Annotated in this window: 11 protein-coding genes; 5 read left to right on the top strand and 6 right to left on the bottom strand. The window is 36.5% G+C overall.

Annotated elements, in window-relative coordinates; genetic code table 11:
* Positions 1-83: 83 nt before the first annotated feature.
* The 3 genes from SB679_RS08670 to SB679_RS08660 all read right to left on the bottom strand — a co-directional run bounded on the left by SB679_RS08670 (position 84) and on the right by SB679_RS08660 (position 3,837).
* Entirely contained in the window at positions 84-995 is a 912-nt protein-coding gene (locus SB679_RS08670) for a sialate O-acetylesterase (protein WP_410701857.1), read from the bottom strand.
* A gap of 123 nt (positions 996-1,118) precedes the next feature.
* A complete protein-coding gene (locus SB679_RS08665; protein ID WP_410701856.1) occupies positions 1,119-2,132 on the bottom strand; it encodes a WD40/YVTN/BNR-like repeat-containing protein in 1,014 nt (337 codons plus the stop codon).
* 61 nt (positions 2,133-2,193) lie between these two features.
* Positions 2,194-3,837 carry an APC family permease gene (locus tag SB679_RS08660; RefSeq protein ID WP_051881758.1) on the bottom strand — a complete coding sequence of 548 codons (1,644 nt, stop codon included), beginning with the start codon at positions 3,835-3,837 and terminating at the stop codon, positions 2,194-2,196.
* Positions 3,838-4,004: 167 nt separating this feature from the next.
* On the opposite strand from SB679_RS08660, the gene pnuC reads away from it, so the two are divergent.
* The 5 genes from pnuC (at position 4,005) to SB679_RS08635 (ending at position 9,954) form a co-directional block, all read left to right on the top strand.
* Complete coding sequence (pnuC, locus tag SB679_RS08655; RefSeq protein ID WP_410701855.1) at positions 4,005-4,670, top strand: nicotinamide riboside transporter PnuC; 666 nt, start codon at positions 4,005-4,007, stop codon at positions 4,668-4,670.
* A gap of 10 nt (positions 4,671-4,680) precedes the next feature.
* Positions 4,681-5,346: a hypothetical protein gene (locus SB679_RS08650; RefSeq protein ID WP_410701854.1), complete on the top strand. Its 666-nt coding sequence runs from the start codon at positions 4,681-4,683 to the stop codon at positions 5,344-5,346.
* Positions 5,347-5,440: 94 nt separating this feature from the next.
* A complete protein-coding gene (gene dapF / locus SB679_RS08645) occupies positions 5,441-6,208 on the top strand; it encodes a diaminopimelate epimerase (protein WP_410701853.1) in 768 nt (255 codons plus the stop codon).
* Between the two features lie 31 nt (positions 6,209-6,239).
* On the top strand, positions 6,240-7,265 hold the full coding sequence (gene mltG, locus SB679_RS08640; protein WP_410701852.1) for an endolytic transglycosylase MltG: 1,026 nt from the start codon (positions 6,240-6,242) through the stop codon (positions 7,263-7,265).
* A gap of 169 nt (positions 7,266-7,434) precedes the next feature.
* Positions 7,435-9,954, top strand: coding sequence for a TonB-dependent receptor domain-containing protein (locus SB679_RS08635; protein ID WP_410701851.1), 2,520 nt, complete (start codon positions 7,435-7,437; stop codon positions 9,952-9,954).
* Between the two features lie 63 nt (positions 9,955-10,017).
* On the opposite strand, the gene SB679_RS08630 is transcribed toward SB679_RS08635, so the two are convergent.
* From SB679_RS08630 to galE, 3 genes are read right to left on the bottom strand one after another with little or no spacing between them, the layout of a single operon-like run.
* Entirely contained in the window at positions 10,018-10,470 is a 453-nt protein-coding gene (locus SB679_RS08630; RefSeq protein ID WP_410701850.1) for an adenylyltransferase/cytidyltransferase family protein, read from the bottom strand.
* A gap of 11 nt (positions 10,471-10,481) precedes the next feature.
* Positions 10,482-11,246 (bottom strand): methyltransferase domain-containing protein, encoded by a 765-nt coding sequence (locus SB679_RS08625; protein ID WP_410701849.1) that lies wholly within the window; start codon positions 11,244-11,246, stop codon positions 10,482-10,484.
* An 11-nt stretch (positions 11,247-11,257) separates the two neighbouring features.
* Positions 11,258-12,280, bottom strand: a complete 1,023-nt coding sequence (galE, locus tag SB679_RS08620; RefSeq protein WP_410701848.1) for a UDP-glucose 4-epimerase GalE — start codon at positions 12,278-12,280, stop codon at positions 11,258-11,260.
* Positions 12,281-12,282: the final 2 nt, after the last annotated feature.

The raw sequence follows: 12,282 nt of genomic DNA, 5'->3' as shown, positions 1-12,282 counted from the left end.
TAAATTTTATAGGTGGAACCTCAAAAACGGATTTCGTAATGCAAAATTAAAAATAAGTTATGGATTTTGAATCATGAGTTATATTAGGGTTTATTTTCGAAATTTATAATGAGTCTAAATACTTCGTTTGCAAAATTCTCACCCAGATCGATATAACCTGCACTGTCATAATGCCATGGATCATTACCATAATTGTATTTTTTTGTGGACCGTACAATGGCGGCGTTCTTATCATCATTGGCAAATTTTTCCTGTGCATACTGTACCAGCTCTCCTTTTGGCCAGACTTTTCCTTTTTCATTTTTCCCTGAATCTGAAATTTTCCCGATCACTACAGGAAGATCATCTGTTAATAAAACCGCCCGCATCTGATTTATCAATACTTTCAAATGATCGTAATAATGATTGGCAATCTCCTCCGTATAGCCTGCATCACTTTCGCCCTGCATCCATAAAATCCCTGAAGGAACCAGTTCATCTTTTTTCCCGTTTCCGTCAATATCAGTTTCGGCTAAGGCATTTTTTAATGTTTTCAAAAAATGATCGTATTGATTGATTCCGTTTTTACCCTGAAAATCGGCGTCCCAACATCCAAAATCTGCTGCTGCAAGACTATCGATAGAAGTTCCTTCCCTGGCATATTTGATCAACAGAATTTTGTCTTTAGGAAACAATTCCTTCATTCTTTTTGCAAATGACAATTCCAATCCAAACCTGTCTGAAAGCGTATTGGTTTTTCCGTCTGTTTTAAATCCCGTTCCATGGCCCGGTTTTAAGACTTCCCATTTTCCGGTTCCTCCATTTGTCTCACCATCTGCTGCGGAGTTTCCCTGAAAAATATAAACATCTTTGTAATTTTTCAGATCATTGGGAAGATCTTTATTGTATCCAAATCCGTTCATATTCGATTGTCCGGCTAATATGAATACTCTCATTTTCTGGCTGAAAAACAGAGCCGGAAGGAAGAGCATCAGCATTAATTTCATATTCTTCATGTACAATTTTGTGTAAAAGTAAGGCGAAGTAATTTTAAACAGACTGTATTCGTAAAGATATCTTCTATTTCTCCGATCTACATTTTAATTTGGCCATTGATTATTATTGTATCTAAAATCAAATTAGAGTTTTATTTCGATAACGGCTATTCTGTCTTTTCCTGCCAGTACCAACGAGTTTTTATTTACCCATTTCCCAACGAAAAACCCTTTTTCATCTGAAATTTTTTTCCATGTCTTCCCAAAATCTGAAGAATAGCTTATATGCTGATCTCCAATTGCGATGATTTCTTTTCCTTTGGAGCCCGGTTTAATTTTCACGCAAGTGGTATACCCTGCATTCTGCCCGGAAGCCTGAATCTTCCAGGTTTTTCCACCATCATAAGTGGTTGCAATATTGTTGATATTGGCTTCTTGTTTGGTATAATCTCCGCCAGCTGCAATTCCGAACTGGTCATCATAAAAATCTATAGAGTATATTCCCTGGGAAGATTCTCCCTGAATAACAGGCGTATTAAAAATTTCAAACTGATCATTTTTACGAGTAAGCCTTATTATTCTTGACGCTTTACCTCCTGTTGCAATCCATACATAATTTTTAGTGGAAGCAATATTGGTATTGCTAGCTGCAAATGCCGCTTCACCTTCTTTTAATTGAACGTCATTCTTAAGGAAACTCCATTGATTATTGTTATAAACGGTCAGTCGTAATTTTCTATACTCTCCGTCTGAATCACTAAAAGCATAAGCGAGATGATCATTGACAAAGTGGAAAGCATCATAAAAAGCAGTTTTCGTCATGTCTGTAAAAACAACCTGTGATGTCAGGTTCTTTTTATCAATCTTAAAAAAACGGGCAGGACTTTCAATATTAATGGTATAAAAATTATTTTGATCCTGAGCTAGTGTTCTAAACTGAAGTTTTTCGTCGTACAGTTTAACCTGTTTCTGGTGATCCGGGTTTTTAAGATCTACAAAACCAAATTTTGATTCCGTGCCACTGTACCATACTTTTCCATCATAGATTTCAAGAGCACGTATGCTGATCTTATCCGTGAATATCGTTTTGAAACTCACCTGCTGGGAAAAAGCCAGTATTCCGGCACAGGCCAGTGAAAGTGAAAATAGTTTTTTCATATCAGACAAAAATAAAAAATCCACAGAAATCTGTGGATTTTTTTTAATTTATATTTTAGTACTAATCTAAATTTGGTTTTTCTAAAGGCTCCTGTTCAGCTTTAAAAGTTTCTCCATATTCTCCGTTTTGAAGTTTAGAGTGTCTTTTACTGTAAAGGAAATAGATAACGACTCCAATCAGCAACCATGCAAAAGAATATTTTTGAGCTTCGATGCTTAAGTTGAAAATCAGGTATACATTAATAGCAATTCCTAAACATGCAATAACCGGTAGAGCAGGAACTTTAAAGTTTCTTTGTAAAGCAGGTTCTTTTACTCTTAATACCCAAACTGCTACACACACCATGGTAAACGCGAACAACGTTCCGAAGCTGGTCATGTGTGCCAGATCGTTAATAGGCGTAAGAGAAGCAACTACAGAAATAACTCCTCCTAAAATAATAAGGTTTTTGGTAGGAACTCCTGTCGTAGGATTTACTTTTGCAAAAGTAGCCGGGATCAATCCGTCTTTAGACATTCCTAAGAAAATTCTGGACTGTCCCATAATCATTACCATCAATACAGAAATCAGACCTACTGTCGCTGCAATCGTGATAATGTATCCTGCCCAGGCATATCCTGCAATATCAAATGCATAGGCTACAGGAGCTTTAATAGCGTCCGGATATTTTCCAAGTGGATTAAAATCAGTATAATGCATCATCCCTGTTAATACAAGGGAAACCAATATGTATAAAAGAGTACAGATAATCAGTGAAGCAATAATCGCGAAAGGCACATCCTTCTTAGGATTAATGGCCTCTCCAGCCTGTGTTGAAACGGCATCGAATCCTACATACGCAAAGAAAATAGCGGATGCTCCGGCTACGACTCCTCCTATTCCATAGGCTGAATGGGAAACCCCATTCTCGGTAATAGTTGTAGCTTCAGGAATAAACGGCGTCCAGTTCTGAAGACCATGTCCGGAATTAATAATAATAAATGCTCCTGCAACAATCACAAAAATAATCGCTGAAACTTTAAGGATTACAATAAAGTTATTTGCTTTTGCCGCTCCTTTTGTTCCTCTGATTAAGATTGATATTACAAACAATACAATCACCAATGCCGGAAAGTTTAAGAAAAGTTTCATATTGAAAATTTCCGGAGCACTGTTGTACATATCGATAGTCGCTTGAAATGCTTTTAATTTATCCGGAGATAGATTACCGTCTGCAATTTGTTTTGTGGCTTCACCAAAAGCTTTGTGTGCTGTTCCAGGATCTGTTGTGAGCCACATGGGAAGATGAAGTCCAAACATTTTGAGCAGTTTCCCAAAATATCCGGACCAGGATACGGCAACCGTCATGGATCCCATGGCATATTCTAAAATTAATCCCCATCCTATGACCCATGCAAAAATCTCACCTACTGTTCCGTACGCATAGGCATACGCTGAACCTTCCACGGGAAGGATGGAAGCAAACTCCGCATAACAGAGCGCTGCAAATACACAGGCAATCCCTGCTATGACAAATGACAGCGCCAGTGCCGGCCCTGCATTATAATAAGCTCCTGTTCCCGTAAGTACAAAAATTCCTCCTCCGATAATTGCTCCGATTCCAATAGCAGTAAGACTCCATTTTCCTAAAACGCGTTTCAACTGACTCTTTTTGATATCAGCTTCATAAGCGCTCATTGGTTTCTTAACCCAAATTTTAGACATATTTTATTATTTATTAAAGATTTACGAAAATATAAAAAATTTAGAAATACTAACGTTTATTGGCAAACTTTCATCATTAAATTTAAATTTTAAAATATAAAAAACTGATTTACATACAATTTAACTCATTTTTCGGCCATTCTGAATTTTTCCTTATTTTTGGGCGCATGAATGTATACGATCTTTTTGTAAAGCCCTATGAAACGTACACTGCTTTACAAATTTTACTGGAAGCCACAGGAGCCTTGTTTGGAGTCCTGAGTGTTTATTTTTCCATTAAAAAAAACATCTGGGTCTACCCTACGGGCATCATTTCTACTTTGATCTATGTATATATCCTTTTTAATTTTGGTTTACTGGGTGATTGTATGATCAATGTATATTATACGGCAATGAGCATCTACGGCTGGGTGCTATGGGCTAAGAATTCCGAAGATAATATTCACGTCGAAGTTTCCTGGGCCACAAAAAGAGAATGGGTATTTGGTATTTTTCTTTTTATTTTAAGTCTGGCTCTGGTTACAATTATTTATTATTATAAACCTTATATTGATAATGCCTTCTCTATGGAAGGAACCAATTTGGGACTTTATCATCTTGATTGGGCAAATTGGCTGGACGTACTCACCACTTCTATATTTTTAGTCGGCATGTGGTTTATGGCTAAACAGCGCATTGAGAACTGGATCTTCTGGATCATCGGCGATTTTATTTGCATGCCTATGATGATTTTTAAGGGACTTGGAATCACTTCGGTTCAATATTTGGTATTTACTATAATGGCTATCATCGGATACCTTAAATGGAAAAAAAGTTTTAAAGAAAAAAAATAGCAATAAAGTCATGAAAAATTTATTTAAAATAGCGGTAAGCATTTTTGCTATAGCTAGTTTATCATCATGTTTAGCGTATGCTGACGGGTATGGCAGCAACGGTTCTTCCTATGGATATGGAGACCCCTATTATAATAACGGAAATTATTATGCACCTTCAGGTTATTATGGAAGTGGAGGTTATTATGGTAATGACGGATATTATTACAGAAACGATGTTAATTATTATTATGATAACGGCTCTCCCTATTATTATTATAACAGCGGAAACAGCAGAAGAAAAGTATATGTTGAAAGAAGATCTACGGTAACTTCACAGAGACCGAATAACGGATTCCAGAATACACGTACTACCAATAACAACGGTTATAATAACAGCGGTGGGTTTAACAACAACAGAGGAAATAATAGTAATAGCAACAGCACCCGAAACAGCGGCGGAGGTTTCAGAACGCAGAATAATACGTATCAGAACCAAAGCAACCAGAATAACCAAAACAATGGTGGTTTCAGAAATACGCAGCAGTATAATCAAAACCAGAATCAAAACAACACCAGAAGCGAATCTTCAAGTGGTGGATTCAGAGGAAGCAGCCAGAGCAGTACACCGCCAAGCAACACACAACAGAATACCAATTCTAACCGACAACAACAAAGCGGAGGCGGGTTTAGATAAAACGATTATAAATAAGAAAACGAACAGCTAACACTGTTCGTTTTTTGTTTGAAATATAGTAATTTTGCTCGTTAATTTTATACAGAAGAAAAATATGGAATTTTATAAATATCAAGGCACGGGAAATGATTTTGTAATGATAGACAACCGTGACCTTCAGTTTCCTAAGGATACAGAAATCATCGGGAAGCTTTGTGACAGACGTTTCGGGATTGGTGCAGACGGACTTATTTTATTGGAAAATGATGATAAATACGACTTCAAAATGGTGTACTACAACTCCGACGGCGGTGAAAGCACCATGTGCGGAAATGGAGGAAGATGCCTGGTTGCTTTTGCATTTTTCCTGGATATTTTTGAAGACAGATGTAAATTCATAGCCATAGACGGCGAACACGAAGCTGAAATCCACAATGGGATCATCAAATTAAAAATGATAGACGTGAATATGATCTCTACTGACGGAAACGATACAGTAATGGATACCGGATCTCCGCATTATGTAAAATACGTTGAAGATTTAGTGAATTATAATGTTTTTGCGGAAGGAAACGGCATCAGAAATTCAGAAAATTATAAAGAAAAAGGCATCAATGTGAATTTTGTTGAAAAAATTACGGATGATGAAATTTTCGTAAGAACCTATGAACGAGGCGTTGAGGACGAAACTTACAGCTGCGGAACAGGAGTTACTGCTTCTGCTTTAACTTTTCTTCAAAAAAATAATCTAATCTCTGTAAAAGTTAAAACTTTAGGTGGAAATCTTAAAGTACATGCTGAAAAAAACGGAAATTTCTTCCAAAACATTTGGCTTGAAGGTCCCGCAAAGCAAGTTTTTAGAGGTAAAGTAGATCTTATTTAAAAAACAACAACTTTTAATCAACTTTTTAATAATGAAAAAAGCTGTCCTCATTATCATTCTGCTTATTGTTATAGTAGCAGGATTTTTTGGTTTGAGATTTTATACAACATACTATGGAAACAACGTAGAAAAAGACGGATATGTTTTGATTCCCCGTAAGGCGAATTTTAAGCAGATCATGGATTCTATCGCTCCGTATATTAAAAATAAAGAGTCCTTCGAAACCGTGGCAAAAGACAAAGACCTGGAACAGAATTTTAAAGCGGGCCGCTATCATATTCAGAGTGGTGCAGGAAACACTCACATCGTTAATATGATTAAAGCGGGAAATCAGACCGCCAATACATTTAGAATTGGGGATTTCGGGGATATCTATCAGATGGTAGGTAAAGTGACGAAAAAAACAGAATCCGATTCTCTTCAGTTTGTGAATGGTTTTAATGCCATCGCTGTAGAAAAAGGCTATCAAAATGCGGAGGATCTGAAAAAATATTTCTTCATAGACAGTTATAATTTTTTCTGGACCGTAAGTCCGAAAGAATTTTTCAAAAAATTTGAAGACCAGTACAATGAATTCTGGACCAGCGAAAGAAAAACTAAGGAACAGCAGTCCGGATTAACGAGAGATCAGATCTATGCCCTGGCCTCTATTGTTTATAAAGAATCAGGAGGGAAAAAGGATGAGATGAGAACGATCGCAGGATTGTACCTGAACCGTTATAGAAAGGGAATGAAACTGCAGTCTGATCCTACGGTAATTTATGCGATTAATAAACAAACCAATTTTAAGGAAACCATCAAAAGGGTTTTTTATAAGCATTTATCCACTCCGTCACCATATAATACGTATGCCAATGCAGGTATTCCACCGGGGCCTATTTGTGTGGTAGACAAAAATTCTGTAGACGCAGTTTTAGAGGCGGAAAAAAATGATTATATATTCATGTGTGCAGATCCTGCAAAATTCGGATATCATAAGTTCACAGCCAGTGCTGCAGAGCATGCGGTGAATGCAAAAGCTTATCAGGATTGGCTCAATTCAAAAAATATTAAATAAAAAATAAATTTAACTTTATTTTAACAATTCTATAATTAACAATTAGCATTTAAATACGACATATACATTTCAAACAATAAACAAATCGTAATATTTTGAAATTCAACCCAATTAGTAATTTCACAATATTAAGAGTTATACTTTCACGATTTTACACAAAAAATACCTTATGAACCAGACGGAAATTATCAACATTTTCACAAAAAAAACCTTAGGGCTTACGTTTGTACTTTCGGCAGCAGCAATGGCATTTGCACAGGAAAAAGCACCGATTTCAGGAACGATCGTTAACAAGAGCAATCAGCCTGTTCCTTATGCATCTGTAACCTTTACCAACAAGGCCAACAAGGCATTAAGTGATGCAGCCCTGACCGATGAAAAAGGACTGTACAAGCTAGACCTTGCTCCCGGAAATTATGATATAACAGTAGAGGCAATTGATCACAAAAAAAATACGGTTAATAAAGACATTAAAGGACCTGGAAATATCGGCGCACTATCTTTAGAAGCTGAAGCGACAAGTTCAATAAGTACCAAAACCCAGGAAATACAAGGGGTTGTAATTACTGCCGCAGCTACAAAGCCTTATAAAGTAGAGCTGGATAAGAAAACGTATGATGTAAAAAGTGACTTAACTTCTGTGGGTGGAAACTTACAGGATGTATTACAGAATGTCCCTTCTGTAACTGTAGATACGGATGGAACAGTAAGTATGCGAGGGAGTTCTAATGTAAGATTTCTAATTAATGGGAAGCCATCAGCTTTACTGGGAATTGATGATGGAGCTAATGCTCTGCAGGCTATTCCAGCTGATCAGATTGACAGAATTGAAGTCATTACCAATCCTTCTGCAAAGTATGATGCATCAGGAACCGCAGGTATTCTGAATATCATCCTTAAGAAAAACAATAAACTAGGGTTTAACGGGAGTGTAATCGGTACACTAGGCTACCTTCCAAAAACAAATCTTAATGTAAACCTTAGCTGGAAAAAAGGGAACTGGAACTGGTTCTTAAATGGCGGTGGCGGCTATCAGGAAGGAAAAAATAAAAACAGAGCAACGACTAATTATACATCAGGAACTCTTCTTTCTGCGTATCAAAACAGCGAAAATAAAACTCAGTCAAACAATTACAATGCGACTGCAGGAGTGGTGTATGACATATCTCCAAAGACTTCTATTAACTTAAGTGGAACGATCCGTACTTTTGATAATACCAGCAATAACCCGATCAATTATATTGATAATATGCTGGACGGCAGTACTGTGCTCTCCGCTCGTAACTCAATCGGGGCCAATACCAATACGGGAATGCAGGGAGATTTCGGAATCGATCATAAATTTGATGATAAGGGTCAAAATATTTCATTATCATTAAGTTTACAGAGAAACCAGTCTAATAATAACTCTGATATCAACGCAACAACCAATAATATTTTCAGTTCTTACACCAATACTAAGGTAAAAACTTTAAACAAAGCCTTAGTAGGAAAACTTGATTATGAACTGCCAATTGGAGAAAATTCAATGTTCAACGCGGGGTACAAATTAGATTATAATGATAACGATTATGACTATTTTGCACAACAACAATTGTCATTAAGCGCACCTCCGGCCATTATGGGGAGATTTACCGGACTTTCGAATTACACCGAAATGTTTAATGCATTTTATGCACAATTCAAAAGTAAAATAGGACCTGTAAATTATCAGGTAGGTTTAAGAGACGAAATTTCTAATATTGAATTTTCTTATCCGTACAGAAATCCTCAATTTCCGGATGCCAATACCAATGTGGTCTTAAACAAAAAGAAAAGCTACAACAACCTTTTCCCAAGTGTATTTTTAAGTTATGATTTTGCAAAAAACAATCAGATCTTATTAAACTACTCCAGAAGAATAGACAGGCCCAGATCATTTTTCATGATTCCTATTCCTTCACCAAGTGATGTAAGAAACTTATTCCAGGGAAATCCGGATTTGAATCCTTCTTATATTGACTCTTTTGAATTAGGATATAATTTATCTAAAAGCAAAGTGACTATCAACCCAACTTTATATTATAGAAAGGAAAAAGATAATGTACAATTTGCGGTCATTCAAAATTTAGCTGATCCGGGGTCATTTACTTCTACTCCATTTAATGTGGGATCAGAAGACCGATACGGTTTAGATTTCAATGGTACTTATGATCCTTTTGCATGGTGGAAAATCATGGGAAATGTTGATTTATTTGGATATAAAACTAAAGGTGATCTTTACGTAGATGGGAATTTCGTTCAGTCTTATGACGGAAGCGGTTTCTCTACAAGAGCAAGATTAGCCAATACGTTCAAACTTGACAAAACATTTAGCGTTCAAATTCAAGGAAACTTTAGAGGCGGACAAAAAAATGCCAGCCAGGAGCAGAAATCTACTTATTTCTTTAATCTAGGGGCTACTAAAACCATCTGGAAAGGAAATGGTACTGTGGCATTTAATATTCAGGATATATTTAATACCCGGGCAAGACAGGTTACTAATTTTGGTCCCAACTATACAAGAGAAATGTATATGCAGTGGCAGCCAAGACAGTTCTCGCTTTCTCTAACCTACCGATTCAAACAAGGAGAAAAAGTAGAACAGCCTAAGAAGAAAAAAGACATCAATGCTAATGACAGCGGCGATGACCAGCAAGGACCAATGTAAAATATAAACATAAAAAAATCCCGAAATGAGAATTTCGGGATTTTTTTTATAATCTGAGTTGAATTATTTTACAGTTTCAGCATCTAAACTCTTTGCTTTTTCAGCTTCAAAAATTCTTTTTCTCAGGTCACTGGAAGAAAACCGATGATCTCTTTTGTTATAAAAGATCTCTATTCCTTTCTCTTCACAGTATTTTTTCCCTGTAAAATCTCTATCCATATAATCATCTCCGATGATTCTTACATCGATTACAAAAGATTTTAAAATATCTTCCAGATCTTCTTCCGTATAATAGGGAATGATCTCATCTACTGCGTTTACTGCCTTAAGCTGAATATAGCGCTCAACGATGGTTTGGGTCGGTTTGTTTTTGTTGGGACGATCGTGTGACGGATCAATCTGCAATCCAACGATCAGATAATCGCATACGGTTTTAGCTTCTTCAAGCATTTTGATATGTCCGGCATGCAATAAATCAAATGAGGAAAATGTAATACCTATTCTTTGTGTCTTCATAGTGTTAATCATTAAAATTTTGCTGATATAAACGTTCTTTTAAATGGATAAAAGACCGGTGATTCGGGAAATAAATTGTGTAATTCTTTTTTATAGTCGTTTTTAAACGGTTCTTTCAGTTCTTCCGGAAGTTTATCCACGTAAGGAAGCATTGCTGTTCCGGATGTAAATGTAAAAATAGCATCCGCATTTTCAAGAACATGAGGAAATACTTTTTCATAAACGGTAATTTCACTTCCGTTATGATCAAACAGTATTTTTGCATAATTTTCTATTTTTAATACTGTATATTCTCTCTGCCAGGAATTGTAGGCACTTTTATAAGGTTCCTTGTCCGCAACTTTCCTAAGCTGCTGATGAACGATATATTCATGATTGGAAGGAATCTGTACTGCCAGCTGGCCCCCTTCCTTAATTTTACTGATAATTCTTGGGAAAAGTTCTTTATGATTGCTGCACCATTGTATCGCAGCATTGGAAATGATCAGATCAAAAGTTTCATTCAGATTGAGCTGTTCTTCAATGGATCTTTTTTCAAAAGATAGTCTGCTTGTTTTATAATGCTTCGCTTTTTCAAGCATTTCTGCGGAAGAATCTATGCCTATGACTTTAGAATCTTCTAAATAATCCAATAGTTTAGAAGTTAATTCTCCTGTCCCACATCCCAAATCAATCACAGAGAGATCGGACTTCGATTTCACAAGTTTTAATAAATCAAAGAAAGGCGCAGAGCGCTCTTCTTTAAACTGATCATATACTTCCGGATTCCAAGCCATAATATTATATTTTATGCGTTTCGTGAATTCAAATAATTTTGCCACTGCCACACGGTTCTCAAAGATTCCTCCAATGAAGTTTCTGACTTCCAGTGAAGTTCTTTTTCCGCTTTATCTGCGTTCGCATAGGCAATGGTAATATCCCCTTCTCTCCTTGGACAAATCTGGTAAGGTACCTCTACATCATTAGCTTCTTCAAAAGCTTTTACGACTTCCAATACGGATGATCCTTTACCTGTTCCAAGATTATAGACATCAATAACACTTTCCTCACTGCTGTTGTTCATTAATTTTTTCAACGCGTCAACATGAGCTTTGGCCAGGTCTACAACGTATATATAATCGCGAATCGGAGTTCCATCCTCTGTATCATAATCATTACCCCAAATGCTTAATTTCTCACGGATTCCAGCCGCAGTCTGCATTACATAAGGAACCAGATTACTGGGAACCCCAATCGGAAGCTCGCCAATCAGCCCTGAAGGATGAGCACCAATGGGATTAAAATATCTCAAAAGTGTAATTTTTTTATTATATGCTTTCGCAAAATCCATCAGAATCTCCTCTCCCATCTGTTTGGTTTTTCCATATACACTTTCCGGGAGTTTCAATGGAGTGTTTTCGTTAATGGGCATTACCTCAGCCTGTCCGTAAACAGTACATGAGGAACTGAATATCAAGTTAGAAATTGATCTTTCTTTAAATTCCTGCAGAATATTGATCAGGGAGAATAGATTATTTTCATAATAATCTACAGGTTTCAGCTGGCTCTCTCCTACTGCTTTGTAAGCTGCAAAATTAATACATCCTTCAATAGAATAAGCATCAAATACCTGAGTCAGAAGTTCTCTCCTTTTTAAATCGAAAGGATAAAAAGCCGGCTTTTTACCTGTAATTTCCTCTATGTTTTTTAAAATAAATTTTTCCGAATTGGATAAATCATCTACAATAACGACTTCAAAGCCGTTATTAAGAAGTTCTACAACGGTGTGGGAGCCGATGTATCCAAGTCCGCCTGTAACAAGTATTGCCATTT

Source organism: Chryseobacterium sp. SIMBA_029, from assembly GCF_046535275.1.
Classification (GTDB): domain Bacteria; phylum Bacteroidota; class Bacteroidia; order Flavobacteriales; family Weeksellaceae; genus Chryseobacterium.
The sequence above is the reverse complement of the archived record's forward strand: the minus strand, read 5'-3'. Positions and strand labels throughout refer to the sequence as shown.